Here is a 20750-nt window from a genome sequence, read left to right as displayed (position 1 = left end):
TCAGTTTTACGTAGCTTTGTAGATCGTAAATAAACAAATTTTTATCCGTGTTCTTTTCGGAGAAAATTAAGTGACAGCGGGATGTCGGCGGCTTCGCCGGAGACCCCCACGGCGCGGTAAGGCGCTCCCCGTCGGCATTTTGACGGGGCGTTCACTAACATTTGTTCCGCTTAAACACTTTTAGGTATAGCCCTTTTCTAAATAATGACCACATGACTGCAATGACCACTGCCGCTCCTACCACCACCGACGAGCAGCGGGAAATGATCCGGCAGAGTGCCGCCGATTTTGCCCGTACCCACATTCTCCCTAACGTCATGGACTGGGACGAGCGTCAGCATTTTCCCCGCGAGCTGTTCCGCCAGATGGGGGAGTACGGCTTTCTGGGCGTACTCGTGCCCGAAGCCTACGGCGGTACCGGTCTGAGTTACGCGGAGTACATCACCATCATCGACGAGATCGCCCAGGTATGCGGAAGCATCGGCCTCAGTGTCGCGGCCCACAACTCGCTGTGCACCAACCACATTCTTCAGTTTGCCAGTGAGGAGCAGAAGAATAAGTACCTGCCCGCCCTGGCCAGCGGTGAGCACCTCGGTGCCTGGGGCCTCACGGAGCCGAACACGGGTTCCGATGCCGGTCGCATGCGCACGGTCGCCGAACGGCAGGAAGACGGTGGTTACATCCTCAACGGAGCCAAAAATTTCATCACCCACGGCATCAGCGCCGAAGTGATCGTCGTCATCGCCCGTACGGGTGAATTGCTCGACAGCCACGGCATGACCGCCTTCATCGTCGAGCGTGGCGATAAGGGGTTCCGGGGCGGAAAGAAGGAAGACAAGCTGGGCATGCGCGCCAGTGAAACGGCCGAGATCATTTTCGAGGATTGCTACCTGCCCGCCGATCGCGTCATCGGTGAAGTGGGTGAAGGCTTCATTCAGAGTATGAAGATCCTGGACGGAGGGCGCATCAGCATTGCCGCCCTGAGCCTGGGCATCGCGAAGGGAGCCATGCAGGCCGCCCTCGCCTACAGTCAGGAACGCGAGCAATTCGGCAAAGCCATCAGCCGCTTCCAGTCGATCGCCTTCAAGCTGTCCGATATGGCCACCGAAATCGAGGCCGCCGAACTCCTTACCCGCAACGCCGGCCGTCTTAAGGATGCCGGTCTGCCCGTAACCCGTGAATCCGCCATGGCGAAGTTATACGCTTCGGAGACCAGCGTGCGCGTAGCCAACGATGCGGTACAGATCTTCGGAGGGTATGGATTTACCAAGGACTATCCGGTCGAGAAATACTACCGTGACTGTAAATTGTGCACGATCGGCGAAGGAACTTCCGAGATCCAACGCCTGGTCATCAGCCGTGAGCTGCTGAAGAAGTAATCACTTTATATGTCGCCTTTGCCAATACTGGACTTTTTCAGGCTGATCCGCTTGCAAAACTTGCTGGTCGTCGCCCTGACCCAAATATTGGTTTACTACCGGATTATCCTCCCCGCCCTCGACGCGGAGGGTATTGCCGGAGTACTGCGACCCTGGAAGTTTTTCGAACTCTGTCTGGTTACCCTGGCCATCACCGCTTCGGGCTACCTCATCAACGACCTGCGGGACGTGCGCATCGACGCCATCAACCGACCGGGTAAGAATATGGTCCTGAAACTCGGCCGGCCCAACGTCCAGTGGTTGTTTGCCGCCATGATCTTCGTGGGCTACCTCTTTGCCCTATTACTCGCCCTGCGGCTGAACGAGCGTCAGTTACTGTTTCTCTTTCCCGCGGCCGTGGGCATTCTGGCCCTATACAGCGCCACCCTGAAAAAACTCCCCTTCATCGGGAATTTCCTGGTGGCGCTGTACTGTGCCGGCGTACCCGGTATATTGGTCGTTACGGAACGGCGGGCTCTGTCCGCCCTCATCGACGCCAACCCCGCGCTGGGCCTGGATACCGTCCGGGTGTGCATCCTCTTTATGGCATTCGCCTTCGTGGCCACGCTGCTCCGGGAGCTGGTCAAGGATTTGGAGGACATCCGGGGCGATCGGCAGGAGGGCCGGCGTACGCTGCCGGTGCTCCTGGGCGTCACCACCAGCCGGCGGCTGGCCATCGTGGTGGGCGTTATGGTAATCGTCAGCATCCTGAGCCCGGTTTTCCTGGGGTGGCCGGCATTCATGCAGCCTCCCATGCTCATTTGCATTGGTATTCTACTGCTGGCCATATCGGTGATTCTGCTGCAACTCGCACGCGCTCGCCAACAGGTAGACTACCATAAATTAAGTATGGAAATCAAGTTCTTGCTCATCGGCGGTCTGGGCCTTCTCATTTTCTTTTAGGTGGACCCTTACGTACATCCCACGGCCGTGGTCGATCCCGGTGCCCGCGTCGGGGCGGGATGCAAGATCTGGCACTTCTGTCACCTGATGCCCGCCTGCGAAATCGGCGATGACTGCAGCCTGGGACAAAACGTCTTCGTGGCCGGCGGGGTAAGTATGGGGCGGGGGTGCAAAGTGCAGAATAACGTAAGCCTGTACGCCGGGCTCGTGATCGGAAACCACGTGTTCATCGGTCCGTCGGCGGTCTTCACGAACGTGCGCAATCCCCGCTCCGCCGTGGATCGACGGGGGGCGTACGCCACGACGGTCCTGCACGACGGCGTGACCATCGGGGCCAACGCCACCATAGTGTGTGGGGTAACCCTGCACGAGTACGCCTTCGTGGCTGCCGGAGCGGTGGTGACGAAGGACGTAGCCGCTTACCAACTGGTCGTCGGGGTGCCGGCCCGGCCCGCGGGCTATATGAGTGCGGCGGGCCACCGCCTGGAATTTGACGAACTGGGCCGCGCCCGTTGTCCGGAATCCGGCGAGCGCTACCTCCTGCACGACGGGACGGTGAGCCGGCGGGACGTGTAGCTCGGATCCTGACGGGCATACGGTAAGTTACTACCTTCGTCCGCCCAATTCAAACCCCCACTATGGCCATTCGCTTCGTCGTCGTCGGACTCGGTCACATCGGTCGGCGGCACGCCGCGCTCATCGCCGCCCATCCGGAGGCGGAGGTAGTCGGCATCTGCGACCGGCTCCCCCGGCAGGCCCTCGACTGGCCGGAAGGGGTCCCGGAGGACGTGTACTATACCCGTGAACTCACGGAGCTCCTGCGGCAGGTCCGGTTCGATGTTGCCTGCATCTGTACGCCCAACGGTTTCCACGCCCCTCAGGCCCTGGAGTGCCTGTACGCGGGCCACCACGTCGTGATCGAAAAACCCATGGCCCTGACCGTGGCCGAATGCGATGCGCTGATGGCCGCCGCCGACCGTCGGGGGTTGCACGTATTCGGCGTTATGCAAAACCGGTACAGCCCCGCTTCCGCGTGGTTGAAGGAAGTGGTAGATGCGGGGACGCTGGGAGCGGTGCTTCAGGTACACCTGGACTGTTTCTGGAACCGGGATCTGCGCTATTACCGCACGGCTGACGGAGAACCCCATCCCTGGCACGGGGATGCCGCGCTCGATGGCGGCGTACTCTTCACCCAGTTCGCTCACTTCGTGGACCTGCTCTGCTGGACCTTCGGCCGGATCGAAGTCGACCGGGTGGTTTTGGCCAACCAGACCCACGGTAACGTTCATCCTTTCCCCGATTCCGGGATGGTTCACTTCCGGCTTCCGGGCGGCGGGCTCGGCAGTCTGAACTTCAGTACCGTGATCTGGGACCGGAACTTCGAATCCACGCTTACGGTCATCGGCAGTCGTGGAACCGTGAAGCTCGGCGGACAGTACATGAACGACCTGCGGTATTGTCACGTAGCCGGTGTCACTGCTCCCGCGCTCCCGCCCAGTGCCCCTCCGAATCACTACGGCCCCTACGAGGGATCGGCGGCTAACCACCATTTCGTCATCGATAATGTGGTGGAAGTGCTACGGGGGCGGGCCGAAGTGGCCACGCCGGCGGGGGAGGGGCGGATGGTCGTGGACGTCATCCAGGCCATCTACCGGGCGGGGTCATACCCAGACTAAACGGGGAACACCGCCACGTTCGCCCTGCACGACGGCATGCTGCTGGTAGAGTACGGCGATCTGGAGGGCTTCGTTGGGCCGGAGGTTGAGCAGGCAAATACCCTCCTCGGCCGGCCACTCACCGGCGGGGTCTTCGCCACGCGCGGATACGTAGTCCAGGCGCAGCTGATCGAGAAGTTTCAGCAAGGTAGCGTGGCGTGCCTCATTGACCGGGGGGTGGAGCGGGGTCGAGCGGGGGTTATGGGCCGTCAGGATGGTGTACTGGACGGCGGAACGCTCCGTGAGCCAGCGGTCAAAATCCGGGTGGGACTCACCTATTCGCAGGGGTATGCCGTTTACCGTATACCGGGCGGCTCGGTAGGCCTCCTCCAGACCTCGGTCGGCGGGTGGGGGCGTCTTGTCTTTTGTTGGTGGAAGCATAAACGATTGATACGTACCTTTGCGGCCCCAAACGGAACCCGTCAGCAAGGCGCTGGTTCCGTTCTTAGATACGGAAAAAGACTAATTTATGGAGATGGACAGAACTTCCATCGTTGGTATCGTCCTCATCATGTTGCTGTTCCTGGCCTGGCAGTACGTAGCCGCCCCCAGCGCGGCGGAGATCGAGATGGAGCAACGCTATCAGGACTCCATCGCCGCCCTCAGCGAAGCTGAACTGCGCGCCGGCGAACAACCGGCCCCGCAAGCGGACGTGCCGCCGACGGAACTGTCCGATTCCCTGCGCAAGGTGCAATTCGGGGGCAGGTTCGGAGCTTTTGCCGCCTCGGCCGTCGGTACCGCCGAAGACGTCATTCTCGAGAACGACCTGATGAAAGTCACCTTCAGCACCAAGGGAGGGACCATCCGTCAGGCGGAACTGAAGAACTACGCTAAGGTCGTCGAGCGCAGGGGAGAGGAGGAAATACGCCTCCCCCTGTTGCTGCTGGAGGACGAGAAAAACAAATTTGAGTACGTGATTCCCGTCAACGGCGTGGCCGGGGACGGTGTGCGTACCAGCGACCTGTACTTCACGCCCACCGTGGAGGGCAACAGCGTAATGCTGCGGGCTCCCGTAGAGGGGGGTGGCTACTTCGAACAGCGGTATACCCTGGAAGACGGAAGTTACCTGATCGACTACGACATCCGATTTGAGGGGCTGAATACCGTCATGGCGAATACCGACGGTACCGTGCGCCTGCACTGGGAAAATCACCTCGACAAGATTGAAAAGAACAGTCAGTACGAGGCCAGTTATTCCACGCTTTACTACAAGCCCGTAGACGACGATACCGATTACTGCTCCTGTACCAGCGACGATACGGAAACCCTGGACGACCAGCCCCTCAAGTGGGTAGCCGGTAGCCAGCAGTTCTTCACCTCCGCCCTCATTGCCGACGATCGCTTCAGCAGCGCCGTGCTTACTACGGTGGCCGACGAGGATAAACTGAACGACGATGAACTGAAACTGCTGGTCTCGGACCTCAACCTACCCATCGGCAGCTCCGCTTCGGAAACCTTCGGCATGTCGTTCTACGTCGGCCCCAACGAATTCGAGCGTCTGCGGGCCATCGGCTACGACCTGTCGGACGTCGTCAGTTTCGGATCCTCCATTTTCGGTACCATTAATCGCTGGGTGATCCGGCCGTTGTTCAATTTCCTCTCGGGCTTCATCGGAAATATGGGCATCGCGATCCTGGTACTGACCCTGCTGGTCAAGATGCTGGTATACCCGCTGACCTACAAGATGCTGGTTAGCAACCAGAAGATGCAGGTGCTCAAGCCGGAGATTGAAAAGCTCAAGGCCAAGCACAAGGACGACAGTCAGACGGCCCAGGTAGAAACCATGAAGCTCTACCAGGAATACGGGGCCAGCCCCCTGGGGGGATGTCTGCCCATGGTCCTACAGATGCCGATCTGGTTTGCGCTTTACCGTTTCTTCCCGGCTTCGATCACCTTCCGGCAGGAAAACTTCCTTTGGGCGAACGACCTGAGCACCTACGACAGCATCATGCGCCTTCCGGAATGGATTCCCTTCATGCAGGGCCACCTGAGCTTGTTTGCCGTGCTGTGGGCCATCACCACCGTGATCTACGCCTACTACAACAGCCGGCACATGGACTACTCGGCTCAGCCCATGATGAAGTACTTCCAGTACATCATGCCGATCATGTTCCTCGGCTTCTTCAACAGTTTTGCCGCCGGTCTGACCTGCTACCTCTTCTTCAGCAACGTGTTCAACATCGCCCAGACGCTGATCACCAAGAACTTCATCATCGATGAAGATAAATTGCGGGCCAAGCTGGATGCCAATAAGAAGAAACCCAAGAAAAAGGGTGGCTTTAGCGCACGCCTGCAGGAAGCCCTGAAGGAACAGCAACGCCAGCAGGCGGCCGCCCAGTCCAAGAAAAAATAAGCCCACCGTGCGCTACTTATCCTCCCTGATCGTGTTGCTCGCACTGGTGGTATCCTGCTCCCGTCAGCCGGTTCGGGTAGCTACTACCACCGTGCCGCCCGTACCCAAGCCGACGGTGGAAGACGCCGTTCCGCCCCCCGCCCGTCCGGAAGACCGGCCGGTCGATGCGGTGCCCGCGCGTGAGTCCGCCGGCACGGTAGCCGACCCGGCCGCGGCCCGCGACATGTACCGCGAACGGCAACGGGGGAAGACCGACAACGAAACCGCCCGGATCGAAAATCAGGCCAACGTAGGCACCGCGCCCCTTGCCCCGGCGGACGACGACGCAGCCCGGAAAGAGGCTCCCCTGTTTTCCTTCAGTAAGTCGGCCTGTTACGGGGATTGCGACGTGTATACCCTCGAAGTCCGGCCCGACGGCAACATGCTTCTCAACGTCAGCAACGGACTAATGGGTAAGGGTGCCTACGAGCGGCAACTGGACGACTTTGCCAAACGGGATCTTTTGACTGTCGTCGACAGCCTCCGGAACACCGTCTTCGAGCCACTCTATCCGGTGGATGATGAGGTGCCGACCGATTTGCAATTTACCCGATTGGTCCTTCCCGACGCGGACGGCCGGCCACGGTCCGTTACGGTATACTACGGAGCCCCCCATGCCCTGAACCGCTTCATCGAACGCCTGGAAACCTTGGTGGATGCCGAAATTTGGCGTTCCTTGCCGCCCCCCCGGCGGTAGTTCGCCCTCCTAAAATCGCTGCACTATGTCCGATAATAAGATCATTTTCTCCATGGAGCGGGTCTCCAAGACCTTTCCCGGAGCGAACAAGAAAGTACTCAATAACATCTGGCTGAGTTTCTTCTACGGCGCCAAGATCGGCGTACTGGGCCTCAACGGTTCCGGTAAATCGACTCTGCTGAAGATCATCGCCGGCGTGGATAAGAACTACGAAGGCAACGTGGTCTTCGACGGTACGTACAAGATCGGGTACCTCGAACAGGAACCGACCCTGGATCCCACGAAGACCGTGCGCGAAATCGTGGAGGAGGGCGTACAGGACACCGTGGACCTGATGAAGGAATACGACGCGGTGAACCTGAAGTTCAGCGAACCGATGAGCGACGACGAGATGAACAAACTCATCGAGCGGCAGGGAGAGCTCATGGAGCAGCTCGAAAACCGCAACGCCTGGGACCTGGACAACCGGCTGAATACCGCCCTGGACGCCCTGCGTTGCCCGCCCGATGAGGCTAAGGTAGCCGTCCTGTCCGGCGGAGAGCGTCGTCGCGTGGCCCTGGCCCGTCTGCTGCTCAGTAACCCCGACATCCTGCTCCTGGACGAGCCCACCAACCACCTGGATGCCGAATCCGTACACTGGCTGGAACAGTACCTGCAGAACTTCCCCGGCACGGTCATCGCGGTGACCCACGACCGTTACTTCCTCGACAACGTCGCCGGCTGGATCCTCGAGCTCGACCGCGGCGAGGGCATTCCCTGGGAGGGCAATTACAGCAGCTGGCTGGAGCAAAAGGCGCAGCGACTGGCCCAGGAAGAAAAGCAGGAGAGCAAACGGCAGAAGACCCTCAAGCGGGAGCTGGAGTGGATCAAGATGGCCCCGAAGGCCCGGCAAAGTAAGGGTAAGGCCCGCCTGAACGCCTACGATAAGCTGGCCGGCGACGAGGGGAAGGAGCGGGAGAAGAATCTGGAGATCTACATCCCCCCGGGGCCCCGCCTCGGCGATGTCGTGATCGAGGTCAGCCAGCTGAAGAAGGGATTCGGTGACCGGGTGCTCTTCGACGACGCCACCTTCACCATTCCGAAGAACGCCATCGTCGGCATCCTCGGACCGAACGGCGTAGGCAAATCGACCTTCTTCCGCCTACTCGTCAACGAACAGCAGCCCGACGGCGGGGAGATCAAGCTGGGGGAAACGGTCGAGATCAGCTACGTCGATCAGGCCCACACCCAACTCCAGGACGGCAACAAGACGATCTACGACGTCGTCAGCCAGGGACACGATATGATCGAGGTGGGCAACACGGCCGTCAACGCCCGCGCCTACCTCAGCCGCTTCAATTTCGCCGGGGCGGATCAGCAGAAAAAAGTCGGCGTGCTCTCCGGCGGGGAACGCAACCGCCTGCAGCTGGCCATGACCCTACGGGAGGGCGGCAACGTATTGCTGCTCGACGAGCCGACCAATGACATCGACATCAACACCCTGCGGGCCCTCGAGGATGCCCTCGACAGTTTCGCGGGTTGCGTACTCGTGATCAGTCACGACCGTTGGTTCATCGACCGACTGGCCACCCATATCCTCAGCTTCGAGGACGAGGGGCAGATCCAATTCTTCGAGGGCAACTACTCCCAGTACGAGGCCGCCAAGAAGGAACGTCTCGGAGATGTCACCCCCAAACGGCCCCGGTTCAAGAACGTGATCAACCGCTAATCCGTCGTAAGTAGCGATAGGATCGCGGGGTAGCTTTCGCGAAGTGGCCTCGTCCGCTTGTCCCGCGCGAACTCGCTCATGAATGCCTGATTAAAGGCACGGAAGCGGGGAAACGCGCGCCGCTCCATGAGGGCTTCGCGCCGCTCGATGACCAGATCCGCTACTTCCGGGGGGTAAGTCTCCCGCACGTAGAGGCAGAAAAGCGCGTGGGTCAGGTATTCATTGAAGGTGGCATAGGCCGAATCATAATAGCCCGTACCGGCACGGCCGTTCCACCGGACCAGGTCTGACATTCGTTCCTTCACGAGGGCAATGTGCTCGGCGGTCAGGGGGTTGACGTGGTTATGGTCGATCTCGGTGAAAACGATTCCGGACTGCAGCGCCTGCTTCGTCCGTACATCATAATCCGCCGCGAGGATACCCGCCGGACCGTTTACGAACATGACGCGTTCCGTGTAAGTGACGGGGACAAGATCCTCCCGCAGACTGAACTGCCGGGTCGAGTGGGACCCGCCGATGAGCGGGGAGAAGATTACCACGTAGTGATCCGTCTGGTCGGTAAATTCGTTGTCGAGCCAGTCGGTCATCCGCTCGACCGGCATCAACTCGCGTTGCTGTCGTACCTGGTCGGCATAGTACGCCGCGTGGGTGCGGTAAAACCGGCGAAAATCCGACCGCTCGGCGAAGTCCTGGACGAGGTACAGGAGGTCGGTAAACTCCATGAAGGTAGCCGTCGCCGAAGTCGAGGTGACGTTAAAGTACACGGGCAGGTGATACGGAACGGGCGTCAGCCGGTCAAACTCATCGAAGGTGAAGCCAAAACTGTTTTCCCGGAAACTGTAGTAGAGATCGAAACCCGCGGGAGCGGCACTGGCCCGGCGATTCAGTAACCGGACGAGGGCGTGATTGCGCATCCCACCGAAGTGTTCGTCCACCGCCCTGTGGTAATCGCTCCCGGTGGGGTGGTTTCCGGTGCTGTCGCTGAGAGTGCTGAGGTAAAGGATCACGTTGGCCAGTTCGTAAACCTCCGGTACGGCGTAGGTGACCCGTCCGGCGTGAGTTTCGCGGTAGTCCCGGGGAAGTGGTTGCGGTACGCCGTTAAAGCGCAAACGGTACAAAAAGGTGTCGGTGCGGCCGATGACGGGAATGAGCAGGTGCTGGTCGTGCACGGTGTTCACCGAACCCACGGATACCGTGTCGTACTGCGTGCGGAATTCCATACGCCGCCCCGGCAGGCCGTCCGTACCGTGTGACCCTGTGTCGTACAGACTATTACGTACCTCGCCGCTACTATTGGGAAAATGAAAATACACGGAGAAGGAATCATTCGGCGCCCGCAGGGTATCGGGATATACCAGCTCCGGCGGCAGGGTCTGAGCGCCCATGCCGAGGCAAGAAAGGGATAACAGCAGTGCAGATAGGAAGTGGACGGGATTTCTCATAACTGAAAGTATCGCCCAGGTTCCAATCATTGCTCCAGTATGTACCATTTAACACTATCCAGTGGTGGCCGCCGACCGGTTTCCTCGGGAGCATAATAAGTGGCTAGGTAATCCAGGATGGGCCCTTCGTGGAGACCGAGATCGGCCAGTCCCTGCTTTTCCTGCATCCAGCGGATCATGTCCTCCCAGCCCTCCCGCGTAGCACGGTTCTGGGTAATGAGTTTGGCACTGTGGCAGGCCAGGCAATTGCCCTTCACCAGGCGGTAGTCGCCCTGGGCGATCAGTCCGGTCAGGGAATCCAGCCCGTCGACGACGTCTTCCCGGGGCGGGGGTGGGGGAGGGGCGTCCGTATCCGCTTCACCGCAGGCTAGGGTCAGGGTGAGCAACACGATGCCCAGGAGTAGGAAGTGGCGTAGTGACTTCATCGCTCAGACCACTTTGACGGCAATACGGTGACAGGCATTATTGAGGTATCCGCGGGGGTTCCAGTTCGGGAGCACCATCGGCTGGGCGATGCCGGCCTCGTCGGTGGCCCGGGCCCAGACTTCGTAGTAGCCGGATTCGGGAAAGGTGCACCGCGCGCGAAAATGCTGCCAGGCGTAGCGGTTCACCGGTCGGGTAAGGGTGCACGGATGCCAGCTGCTGCCGAAATCGATGCTGTACTCGACCCGCGCGACGGCTCCCGAGCCGCACCAGGCATGACCCGCTATGGGCAGCGTGCGGTCGTTCGTAAGCACGGCTCCCGTCTTGGGGGAGGTAATCAGGGATTTGACGGGCATCTCCTCGATGATGCACATGTCTTCGTCGTTCACCTTAGCGCCGGGGGCCACCGGCTTGCAGGGTACGCGGTAGGATGCACCATTCATTTTCTCCCCGTCGTGTACCCGGTCGCGCACGACGATCTCCGACAACCACTTACCCGATACACTAGCCGGGTAGCCACTGGCCACCAGGCGCAGCGGATAGCCGTTGAGGTGGGGGATCGGCTCGCCGTTCATGGCCCACGCAATCAGGGTCTCGTTCTCCAGGGCCTTGGCGATGGGCACCCCCCGGGAAATGACCACTTTATCGGGGTCGCCGCTCAGGTGGGTGTCCCGGCCGTAGTAGCCGATGTAGACCGCTTTGTCGCGATCGTAGCGTGCGGCTTCAAGGACGTCCCGCAAACGCACGCCGGTCCATTCCGGACAACCCACGGCACCCGTGCTCCACTGATTACCGGTAGCCGGTGGACTGAACTCCTTGCGCCCGTTCCCCCCGCACTCGAGCGTCAGTTGGTACGACCGGTGGGTAAAGCGACCTTGCAGTTCCGCGAGGGTAAATACTACGGGTTCGGGGACGGCTTCGCCGGCGATGCGGAGCGTCCAGCCGGAGGGGTCATCGGGCGGGGACGCGGGAGCAATGCCGTTATTACGCACGAAGAGTCGGTCGGCGCCCGTAACCTCCTGATCGAGGAGGTGTGGCGGGGTTTCGGCGTTGACGGGGCGGTCGTTGAGGATGGTGAGCCCGGGATGTTTACCGGGCAGAGGATCCTCCGTATCGAGACCGACGAGCCGGACGCCGGGAGGAAGAACGGCACCGAAAACGACGGGCAGACCGGCAACGGTCAGAAAGCTGCGGCGACTGAGGTGGGGCAAGGCGGACAATTTTGGCCAAAATAAGCAAGTCGAAATAAGGCGGTAAATTAGGCACCCTAAAGTAGTCGATTTGCGCACCGCGATTTTTTCCTCGCTGTCCATTTTTTGGGCAATTTCCCTGATGTCCTGTGGTCCCGATCTGCGGGAGGGCGTCGCGGAGGCTTACGCCGGTTTGCCCCCCACCATCGACTATAATTTTGACGTCAAACCCATCCTGTCAGACCGCTGTTTCGCCTGCCACGGTCCCGACGCCCAGCAACGGGAGGCCGACCTGCGGCTGGACACCGAGGAAGGCGCCTACGCCGAACTCGGAAGCGGAAACGGGGTAGCCATCAAACCCGGAAAACCGGCTAGCAGCGAGCTCGTACGACGGATCAATTCACTGGATCCGGACGTCATCATGCCGACCCCGGAGTCGCACCTTACGCTCTCGGTAAAGGAAATAGCCATCCTAACCAAATGGGTGGAACAGGGGGCGGAATACAAGCCCCACTGGGCCTTCACCGCGCCCGAAAAGCCGGAGGTTCCCGCCGCGGGGATTCACTGGGCGAAGAACCCCATCGACCACTTCATCGCCGAAAAGCTGGAACTGGAGAACGTAGATCCGGCCCCGGAGGCCGAACGCCCCTACCTGATCCGTCGGGCGTACTTCGACCTGAACGGACTGCCCCCCTCCTTGGAGGAGATCGATCGGTGGGTCTCGCGGCCGGACCCCGACTGGTACGAGCAGATGGTGGATACACTGATGGAGCGGCCCGCCTACGGGGAGCGGATGGCCACCCACTGGCTCGACGTTGCCCGCTTCGCCGATTCGGAGGGTTACCTCGATGATCTTCACCACGCCATGTGGCCGTACCGCGACTGGGTCATCGATGCCTATAATCGCAACTTGCCCTACAATACCTTCATCGAATGGCAACTGGGGGGAGACCAGCTCGAAGACCCCACCCGGGAGCAGATCGTAGCCACCGCTTTCAACCGGAACCACAAGCAAAACTCGGAGGGGGGGATCATCCCGGAAGAGTTCCGCGTGGAGAACGTAGCCGATCGCACCAATACCGTAGGTACCGCCTTCATGGGCCTCACCGTAGGCTGCGCGCGCTGCCACGACCACAAGTACGACCCCTTCAGTCAGCAGGACTACTTCCAGCTGTTCGGTTTCTTTAACAACACCGTCGAGCGGGGTGACGCCATCTTTGGCTACAACGGCATCGAAAACGGTCAGATGGTCCCCGACAGCATGGCTATGAATGCCGGACCCACCCTGCCCCTGCCCGATGAAGAAACGAAGCGGATCCACGACTACCTCCTGAAAATGATCGCGGCGGAGGAACAACGGCTGGACTCCCTCCAACGTACCGCTCCCGCGTCCCCGCCCGAAACCCCGACGCCGGCTGCCCTGGAGCGTTACGTGACGCAGCATGGCGTGCACCACCTCACGTTTGATCAGGCACCGGTCCGCGATCTGGCTCCGGTCTCCGACCTAAAGCGTAATCACCTCAAAACCGTGCCCGGAAAGGTGGGAAAGGCGATCTCCCTTTCGGGCGGACAACTAGTAAGCGACGGTACGGCCTCCCAATTCGAGCGTAGCGATCCCTTTACGGTCAGTTTCTGGATCATGGCCCCCAAATTTTACGAGGAGGGGCACCTGATGTACAACAGTAACGCTCGCACTCAGGCCTACAAAGGCTGGGACGTGATCGTGGACAGTAACCGGGTGCACCTGCGGCTGAATCACGCTCATCCGTACCAATCCATCGATTTACGGATCGACGAAGCCCTGGAGGACGGCGTCTGGAAGCATTTCGTCTGGAGCTACGACGGCAGCAGCGACGCCGGCGGTATGCGGGTGTACGTCGACGGGAGTCAGGTGAACCCCACCGTGATCCGGAACCACCTGGTGCGTTCCACCCGGCCCTACACGGATTCGAAGGCCCTGCTGTACATGACTTACGGTGGTTTCACGATCGGCGATCGCCACTACGACGACGACTTCAACGGCGGCCAACTCGACGAGGTCCGCATACTGAACGTCGAGGCCGGTGACCTGGTCGCCCGCTATCTCTACGAGCACCCGCAGGGAACGTTCACCGTCGGCAATGATCGCCGGGAACTGGCGGAGTACCGTGCCCTCCACCAGGACGAAACCCTGCGTGCCCAACGGGATGAAATACGGAGGCTGCGCCGCCGTGAGGTAACGACCATCGATACGGTCCGTGAGGTGATGGTAATGGGCGACGACACGCGATTGCGACCCACCTACATCCTCGAGCGGGGGGTGTACGATGCCCACGGCAAACGGGTAGAGGCCGACGTGCCGCAAACGATGCTGCCCTGGCCGGACGATCTGCCCCGCAACCGTCTGGGGCTCGGTCGCTGGCTCACCCATCCCGCCCACCCCCTTACCGCGCGGGTGGCCGTGAATCAAATGTGGTACCTGATGTTCGGGCGGGGAATCGTGGAGTCGGTGGAGGACTTCGGAAACCAGGGAGCGTTGCCCTCCCATCCGGCGCTGCTGGACTGGCTCGCCGTGGATTTCCGGGAAAGTGACTGGGACGTGAAACGCTTGGTCCGCATGATGGTGACCTCGGCCACCTACCGCCAGTCGTCCGTCGTCCGCCCCGAACTGGCGGAGCGGGACCCGTCCAATATCTGGCTGGCCCGGGGCACCCGGTACCGGCGATCGGCGGAGATGATCCGGGATAACGCCCTGGCAGCGAGCGGACTACTGGAACCCCGTATCGGGGGGGCTTCCACCTTTCCCTACCAGCCCCGGGGACTGTGGTCGGAAACCATGTCCCACTCCTTCTTTCCGGGATACCGGATCGACAGCGTCCACGGGATCTACCGTCGGAGCATGTACACTTTCTGGAAACGCAACGCTCCGCCGCCGGCCATGATGGTCTTTGACGCCAGTATTCGCAGTGAGTGTCAGGTTCGGCGACAAAGTTCCAGTACGCCCCTGCAGGCACTGGTGCTACTCAACGACCCCCAGATCATTGAGGCCTGCCGCGTGCTGGCCAGTAATGCCCTGGCGCGTACCGCCGACGAGGAGGCCGCTGTGGACGACATCTTCCGGATGCTCACCGGCCGCCGGCCTACCGAAGCGGAAACCGAATTGGTCGCCGACTTCTACGACGATGAGCTCGCCTACTTTACGGATAACCCCGGGGCCACCCGGGAATTTCTCGGGACCGGTTTTCACGCGACCGATCTGTCCGCCGGACCGGCGCGGGTAGCCGCCATGGCACGGGTGGCAAACACGGTCATGAACTCCACGGAAGGGTACTACAAAAACTAAATCATCAGGATTCTCAACCACGGCCAAGCATGAACGATCTGCACCGCGCACTGTACCGCGCCAATCGGCGGGAATTCCTGAAGACGACGACGAAGGGACTCGGCGGACTGGCACTAAGCTCGCTACTCCTTCCGAACGGCCTGACCGCCACCTCCACGCCGACCGCCGGGGGACCGGGCGGGGGCATACTCTCGCAACTGCACCACGCCCCGCGCGCCAAACGGGTCATTTACCTGTTCCAGGCCGGAGCGCCCTCCCAGCTAGAAACCTTCGACTACAAGCCCGTCCTGAACGAACGGTGGGGGCAGGAGATCCCCGACAGCGTACGCGGCAATCAGCGCCTGTCCGGTATGGTGGCCGCCCAGTCGAGTTTCCCGCTGGTAGGCTCGGTATTCCCCTTTACCCGCCACGCGAAGACCGGAGGGTACTTCAGTTCCCTGATGCCCCACACCGCGAAGGTGGCCGACGACCTTTGCGTCGTAAACTCTATGTACACCGAAGCCATCAACCACGAACCGGCGACCATCTTCATGCAAACGGGGTCACAACAGGTAGGCCGCCCCAGCATCGGCAGCTGGCTGAGCTACGGACTGGGCAGCAGCAACAAAAACTTGCCGGCCTTCGTCGTGCTGCTCTCCCGCGGTAAACCCGACGTACAGAACCTCAACATGCAGTCGTGGGGCAGCGGTTTTCTGCCCAGTCACCACCAGGGGGTACAGTTTCGCTCCGGTAACGATCCGGTGCTGTACCTGAACAATCCGGACGGGATCAGCCGGGACCGGCGGCGCGCCGAACTCGATGCCCTGGCCGCCCTGGACCGCGAACAGCAGGAACACTGGGGCGATCCCGAGATCGACTCGAAGATCAGTCAGTACGAAATGGCTTACCGCATGCAGGCGAGCGTTCCCGAGATGACCGACTTCAGCGACGAGCCCCAGCACGTATTCGACCTGTACGGAGAAGAGGCCCGTAAGCCCGGCACCTTCGCCGCCAATTGCCTACTGGCCCGCCGGCTGGTGGAGCGCGATGTTCCCTTCGTGCAGCTCTACCACATGGGCTGGGACCAGCACGGGAACCTGCCCAACGACATCCAGTTGCTCGCGAAGAGCAGCGACCAGGCCAGCGCGGCGCTCGTACAGGACCTCAAGCAACGGGGGCTGCTGGAGGATACCCTGGTCATCTGGGGCGGGGAATTCGGGCGTACCAGCTTCAGTCAGGGCACGCTCACCCGGAACAATTACGGTCGGGACCACCATCCGCGCTGTTTCAGCATCTGGATGGCCGGCGGGGGCGTAAAGCCGGGGATGGTGTACGGGTCCACGGACGATTTCGGCTACAACATCCGGGAGGGGGGCGTACACGTGCACGATCTGCAAGCTACCATGTTGCACCTCCTGGGCGTGGACCACGAACGCCTGGTCTTCAGGCACCAGGGGCGTCGCTACCGCCTGACGGACGTGCACGGTCACGTGGTCCGGGATCTACTGGCCTAGATTATCTTCGCGGCCAAATCGTAGCAAGTGAAAAAGTCTTTAGCCCTCGTCTTTACCATCATCGGTGCCATCGGTCTGGCCTTCGGCGTACTGGCCATCTTCAATCCGGGTCAGTTGGCCCTCGGACAGAACGCCTGGGGCGTGGCCATCGTCGGCGTGATCTTTTTTATCACCGGAATGGGACTACTGCGTTCGGTCGATCGTTAGGGTAGTATGAAGTGGATCAAACGGATTGGAATCGTACTAGGCCTCGGTTACCTGCTGCTCTGCCTGGTGCTGTACGGGTTCCAGGAACGGCTGATTTTCCGCCCGAACGCGCTGCCGCCCGATTACGCTTTCGAGCAGGGCGAGGAGTCTAGTCTGCGTACGCCCGACGGCGTGGATCTGAGCATACTCCGGTTCGAGCAGGAAGCGCCCGCCGGAGTGATTCTTTACCTCCACGGGAACCGCGGCAGCAACCGCCGCAGTCTTTACCAGACACGGGATCTCATTGACACGGACCACGATCTCTACCTCTTCGACTACCGCGGGTACGGAAAGAGCGGTGGCGAAATATCGTCCGAGACTCAGCTCTTCGCGGACGCTCAACTGGTTTACGACACGCTGGCGACGCGCTACGGAGAATCCAACGTGATCCTCGTCGGCTACTCCATGGGTACGGGGATGGCCACCTACCTGGCGGCCAATAATCACCCCCGGCACTGCGTGCTGGTAGCTCCCTACGCCAGCATCACCGCCATGAAAAATCTATGGTTGTGGGCCGTGCCGGACCTTATCCTCAAGTATCCCCTTAACAACGTGGACCACGCCGCCCGGGCGAACTGTCCGATCACCATCCTGCACGGCGATCGCGACGGCCTCATTCCCTACGCGATGGCCGAGGAAATACGGGATGCGGCCCCCGACCGGGTGGAGCTGATCGAACTCGAGGATACCGGCCACCGCGGTGCCATTCTGCACCCCCGCTTCCACCGCACCATGGATCGTCTGCTCTCTAAGTAAGTTGGAGTAACTTACCCCTTATGCCCACCGTTTGCCCGACGCCGATCCGCCCGCTGGTTTTTGTTCTCCTAAGCATTCTCTTCGTGAATTGTTCCGACCCCCGCCCCCAGTACAACACCCTGGAGGACTATCCCGTATACCCCTACGGCGATCTGGGCGTGGCGTACCGGCCCGCCGGCTCCACCTTTAAACTGTGGTCCCCCGCAGCCCAGGACGCCCGGCTCAGGCTGTACGCCTCCGACGACCCGGCGGCCGAACCCGACGAAGTCATCGATCTGGAACGGAAAAACGGCGCCTGGACCGCCACCGTCGCCGGGGACATCGACGGCACCTACTACACCTTCCAGATCAAAATGAACGGGCGTTGGCTGCCCGAAGCCACCGACATCTACGCTACCGCCGTGGGCACCAACGGCATGCGTGGGCAGGTAGTCAATATTCTCGATACCGACCCCCCGGGTTGGGCCGACGACCGTCGCCCGCCCTTCACCGCACCCACCGATGCCGTGATCTACGAGATGCACGTCCGCGATTTTAGTAGCGACCCCGGTTCCGGTATTACCCACAAGGGCAAGTTCCTGGGGCTCACCGAACGCGGGACCACCACGCCGGCGGGAGATACGACCGGCCTGGACTACCTCGTCAAACTGGGCGTCACCCACGTGCACTTGCTGCCCAGCTTCGACTTCGTAAGCGTCGACGAAGCCGACACCGACACGGAGCAGTACAACTGGGGCTACGACCCCCAGAATTACAACGTGCCCGAGGGAAGTTACTCCACCGATCCGGCCGACGGAAAGGTCCGCATCCGGGAGTTCAAGCAGATGGTGCAGGCCCTGCACCGGGCGGGTATCCGCGTCGTCATGGACGTCGTCTACAACCACACCGGACGTACGGAGAACAGCAATTTTCAACTCCTCGTGCCGGACTACTTCTACCGCTTCAATCCGGACGGCACCTTCAGCAATGCCAGCGCCTGCGGCAATGAAGTCGCCTCCGAGCGGCCCATGGTGCGCAAGTTCATTCGCGAATCCCTGGAGTACTGGGTCGACGAATACCACGTCGACGGCTTCCGCTTCGACCTGATGGGCATTCACGACATCGCCACGATGAACGAAGTCAGCGCCTCGCTCCACGGCATCGATTCCACCATTCTGCTCTACGGCGAGGGCTGGACGGCCGGCGACAGCCCACTGCCCGACAGCGTGCGCGCCCTCAAGGCCAATACGGCCCGCCTGACCCGGATCGCCGCTTTCAGTGACGATATGCGCGACGGACTCAAGGGGAGTGTGTTCGAAGTAGAGGAACGGGGGTTCGTCAGCGGCGCCAGAAATCGCGCGGAATCCGTAAAGTTCGGGATCGTCGGAGCCGTGCCCCATCCACAGATCGCCTACGACAGCGTCAACTACAGTCGCGCCCCCTGGGCCCGCCAACCAGCCCAGTGCGTCAACTACGCGAGCTGTCACGATAACCATACGCTCTGGGACCGGCTGGCCATCAGCAACGCCGGTGATGCTCCCGCCGCCCGGGAACAAATGCAGCGTCTGGCGCTGGCCACCGTCCTCACGTCCCAGGGCATTCCCTTCCTGCACGCGGGTACGGAAATGCTGCGCTCGAAGGACGGGGACGAGAACAGCTACCAAAGCGGGGACGCGGTCAACGCTATTCGGTGGGACGGTCAGCGACGGCACCCCCAGACGGCTGCCTACGTGCGGGACCTGATCGCCCTGCGCAAGGCTCATCCCGCCTTTCGCCTGGGGAGTACCGACCGGATCGCCCGCCACCTCACCTTTATACCCACGGGCGACGGCCAACTCATCGCGTACCGGATCACGGACGCCCCCGGCGACCAGTGGTCGGACATTTTCGTCGTGCTGAACGGGGCGGCGGAGCGCCGGAGCGTCAAACTGCCGGAAGGACAGTGGCGCCAGGTAGTGGACGGAGAACGGGTCGTGCCGACCGGCATCACTTCCGCGCCGGAGTCCGGCAATTTAGCGGCGGCTCCCCGCTCGGCTAACGTACTCGTCCGAATCGCGGAACGCTAAACGCAAATGCCGCGCGGGGCGGCGGTCTCGTTCACGAAAGCCAGGGCCCGTTCGTCCATCCGGTTGTAGTCCCTGCCGCGCAGGGCGAATCCGACGTGTCCGCCCCGCCGTGGCTGCTCCACGGTGATCAGGGGATGCTTGCGGCCGAGCTCCACGGGGGTGCAGGCTTCCGGCACGATGGGATCGTTCTGGGCGTTCACGATCAGCACGGGGGCAGTGGTCTCCGCGACGAAGTTGCCGGACGAGAGGTAGGCATAAAACTCATCCAGGTCCTCGTAGCCGCCGATGGGGGCGGAGAAGGCGCGGTCGAAGTCCCGCCACACCCGGATACCCTCCAACAAACTTAGGTCAACGGTGCCGGGAAACTGGGCCTCCTTGGCGGCGATCTTGGCGGACAAGGAGTTATAGAACTTACGCTTGTACACCCAGTTATCCGGCCGTTCGAGGCTATCGACGCTGTGCTCGATGAAGCAGGGCGCGGAGAAGGCCACGCCGTGAGTCACCTGAGCGGGGCGATCGGCGCCCACCGTACCCAGGTACTTCAGGGTGAGGTTGCCGCCCATACTATAACCCACGAGGACGATCTGATCGAAGCGGTCCTGGGCTATCGCGTGATCCACGACGGCCGCCAGGTCTTCGCTCTGGCCGTGGGAATATAACTTCGGGGTCAGGTTCATCTCTCCCGAGCAACTGCGGCAATTCCAGGCGACCACCTGCCAGCCGTGGCGGGCGAAGTAGTGGGCCGCGCTGGCTACGTACACCCGGCTGCTGTCGCCCTCCAGTCCGTGGCTCAGGATGACCAGTCGGCGACTGTCGGGGTGATCGAGCCAGTCCAGGTCGAGAAAATCGCCGTCGTCGGTGTGGATCCGCTCCCGGCGGTAATCGATGGGAACACGACGAAAAAGATTCGGAACGATGGTCTGGTAGTGTCCGGAAAGGCGGTGTAGCATAGGGGCGGGGTCGCGGGTCCAAGGAGAACCAAAAACGAGCGGTGTAGTTT

General features: G+C 61.2%; 17 protein-coding genes. 12 read left to right on the top strand and 5 right to left on the bottom strand.

The features are described from left to right. The first annotated feature begins 212 nt into the window (after positions 1-212). From NMA52_RS07465 to NMA52_RS07450, 4 genes are all read left to right on the top strand, one after another. Complete coding sequence (locus tag NMA52_RS07465) at positions 213-1379, top strand: acyl-CoA dehydrogenase family protein (protein WP_254827034.1); 1167 nt, start codon at positions 213-215, stop codon at positions 1377-1379. Between the two features lie 9 nt (positions 1380-1388). Continuing rightward, entirely contained in the window at positions 1389-2321 is a 933-nt protein-coding gene (locus NMA52_RS07460; protein ID WP_254827033.1) for a UbiA family prenyltransferase, read from the top strand. Then, positions 2322-2897 carry an N-acetyltransferase gene (locus NMA52_RS19110; RefSeq protein WP_254827032.1) on the top strand — a complete coding sequence of 192 codons (576 nt, stop codon included), beginning with the start codon at positions 2322-2324 and terminating at the stop codon, positions 2895-2897. A 62-nt stretch (positions 2898-2959) separates the two neighbouring features. Continuing rightward, complete coding sequence (locus NMA52_RS07450; protein ID WP_254827031.1) at positions 2960-3997, top strand: Gfo/Idh/MocA family protein; 1038 nt, start codon at positions 2960-2962, stop codon at positions 3995-3997. Here the strand turns inward: NMA52_RS07450 and NMA52_RS07445 are convergent. Then, positions 3983-4417, bottom strand: a complete 435-nt coding sequence (locus NMA52_RS07445) for a DUF3293 domain-containing protein (RefSeq protein WP_254827030.1) — start codon at positions 4415-4417, stop codon at positions 3983-3985. The genes NMA52_RS07450 and NMA52_RS07445 overlap by 15 nt on opposite strands. Positions 4418-4511: 94 nt before the next feature. Here NMA52_RS07445 and yidC point away from each other — a divergent pair, with 94 nt between their 5' ends. The 3 genes from yidC to ettA are packed head-to-tail and all read left to right on the top strand — an operon-like array spanning position 4512 to position 8833. Further along, a complete protein-coding gene (gene yidC, locus NMA52_RS07440; protein WP_254827029.1) occupies positions 4512-6389 on the top strand; it encodes a membrane protein insertase YidC in 1878 nt (625 codons plus the stop codon). 7 nt (positions 6390-6396) lie between these two features. Beyond that, positions 6397-7125, top strand: coding sequence for a DUF6438 domain-containing protein (locus NMA52_RS07435; RefSeq protein ID WP_254827028.1), 729 nt, complete (start codon positions 6397-6399; stop codon positions 7123-7125). 25 nt (positions 7126-7150) lie between these two features. Beyond that, the gene (gene ettA / locus NMA52_RS07430) at positions 7151-8833 is read left to right on the top strand and encodes an energy-dependent translational throttle protein EttA (RefSeq protein ID WP_254827027.1); all 1683 of its coding nucleotides are present in this window, start codon (positions 7151-7153) and stop codon (positions 8831-8833) included. Here the strand turns inward: ettA and NMA52_RS07425 are convergent. From NMA52_RS07425 to NMA52_RS07415, 3 genes are read right to left on the bottom strand one after another with little or no spacing between them, the layout of a single operon-like run. Next, positions 8830-10275, bottom strand: a complete 1446-nt coding sequence (locus NMA52_RS07425; protein ID WP_254827026.1) for a DUF4932 domain-containing protein — start codon at positions 10273-10275, stop codon at positions 8830-8832. The genes ettA and NMA52_RS07425 overlap by 4 nt on opposite strands. A 26-nt stretch (positions 10276-10301) precedes the next feature. Further along, a complete protein-coding gene (locus NMA52_RS07420; protein ID WP_254827025.1) occupies positions 10302-10700 on the bottom strand; it encodes a hypothetical protein in 399 nt (132 codons plus the stop codon). A gap of 3 nt (positions 10701-10703) precedes the next feature. Then, a complete protein-coding gene (locus NMA52_RS07415) occupies positions 10704-11909 on the bottom strand; it encodes a sulfite oxidase (RefSeq protein WP_254827024.1) in 1206 nt (401 codons plus the stop codon). Positions 11910-11979: 70 nt separating this feature from the next. On the opposite strand from NMA52_RS07415, the gene NMA52_RS07410 reads away from it, so the two are divergent. Genes NMA52_RS07410 through pulA form a run of 5 tightly spaced genes read left to right on the top strand, consistent with a single transcriptional unit; the run spans position 11980 to position 19750 of the window. Further along, positions 11980-15210 carry a DUF1553 domain-containing protein gene (locus NMA52_RS07410; protein ID WP_254827023.1) on the top strand — a complete coding sequence of 1077 codons (3231 nt, stop codon included), beginning with the start codon at positions 11980-11982 and terminating at the stop codon, positions 15208-15210. Positions 15211-15239: 29 nt separating this feature from the next. After that, on the top strand, positions 15240-16703 hold the full coding sequence (locus NMA52_RS07405; RefSeq protein ID WP_254827022.1) for a DUF1501 domain-containing protein: 1464 nt from the start codon (positions 15240-15242) through the stop codon (positions 16701-16703). Between the two features lie 27 nt (positions 16704-16730). Then, on the top strand, positions 16731-16910 hold the full coding sequence (locus tag NMA52_RS07400) for a hypothetical protein (protein ID WP_183494791.1): 180 nt from the start codon (positions 16731-16733) through the stop codon (positions 16908-16910). A 6-nt stretch (positions 16911-16916) separates the two neighbouring features. Beyond that, the gene (locus NMA52_RS07395; RefSeq protein WP_254827021.1) at positions 16917-17705 is read left to right on the top strand and encodes an alpha/beta hydrolase; all 789 of its coding nucleotides are present in this window, start codon (positions 16917-16919) and stop codon (positions 17703-17705) included. Positions 17706-17725: 20 nt separating this feature from the next. Next, on the top strand, positions 17726-19750 hold the full coding sequence (gene pulA / locus NMA52_RS07390; RefSeq protein ID WP_254827020.1) for a type I pullulanase: 2025 nt from the start codon (positions 17726-17728) through the stop codon (positions 19748-19750). Here pulA and NMA52_RS07385 read toward each other — a convergent pair. Then, positions 19747-20700 carry a YheT family hydrolase gene (locus NMA52_RS07385; protein WP_254827019.1) on the bottom strand — a complete coding sequence of 318 codons (954 nt, stop codon included), beginning with the start codon at positions 20698-20700 and terminating at the stop codon, positions 19747-19749. The two genes, pulA and NMA52_RS07385, sit on opposite strands and share 4 nt — an antisense overlap. Positions 20701-20750 lie beyond the last annotated feature (50 nt).

Origin of the sequence: Lewinella sp. JB7 (genome assembly GCF_024297185.1) — a bacterium.
In the GTDB taxonomy this organism is placed as follows: Bacteria; Bacteroidota; Bacteroidia; order Chitinophagales; family Saprospiraceae; genus Neolewinella.
The sequence above is the reverse complement of the archived record's forward strand: the minus strand, read 5'-3'. Positions and strand labels throughout refer to the sequence as shown.

Coding starts and splice junctions, on each gene's coding strand:
- ettA (WP_254827027.1), top strand. CDS start 7,151: ATGTCCGATAATAAGATCATTTTCTCCATGGAGCGGGTCTCCAAGACC.
- NMA52_RS07460 (WP_254827033.1), top strand. CDS start 1,389: ATGTCGCCTTTGCCAATACTGGACTTTTTCAGGCTGATCCGCTTGCAA.
- NMA52_RS07465 (WP_254827034.1), top strand. CDS start 213: ATGACTGCAATGACCACTGCCGCTCCTACCACCACCGACGAGCAGCGG.
- NMA52_RS07405 (WP_254827022.1), top strand. CDS start 15,240: ATGAACGATCTGCACCGCGCACTGTACCGCGCCAATCGGCGGGAATTC.
- NMA52_RS07425 (WP_254827026.1), bottom strand. CDS start 10,275: ATGAGAAATCCCGTCCACTTCCTATCTGCACTGCTGTTATCCCTTTCT.
- NMA52_RS07385 (WP_254827019.1), bottom strand. CDS start 20,700: ATGCTACACCGCCTTTCCGGACACTACCAGACCATCGTTCCGAATCTT.
- NMA52_RS07445 (WP_254827030.1), bottom strand. CDS start 4,417: ATGCTTCCACCAACAAAAGACAAGACGCCCCCACCCGCCGACCGAGGT.
- NMA52_RS07450 (WP_254827031.1), top strand. CDS start 2,960: ATGGCCATTCGCTTCGTCGTCGTCGGACTCGGTCACATCGGTCGGCGG.
- NMA52_RS07420 (WP_254827025.1), bottom strand. CDS start 10,700: ATGAAGTCACTACGCCACTTCCTACTCCTGGGCATCGTGTTGCTCACC.
- NMA52_RS07395 (WP_254827021.1), top strand. CDS start 16,917: ATGAAGTGGATCAAACGGATTGGAATCGTACTAGGCCTCGGTTACCTG.
- pulA (WP_254827020.1), top strand. CDS start 17,726: ATGCCCACCGTTTGCCCGACGCCGATCCGCCCGCTGGTTTTTGTTCTC.
- yidC (WP_254827029.1), top strand. CDS start 4,512: ATGGACAGAACTTCCATCGTTGGTATCGTCCTCATCATGTTGCTGTTC.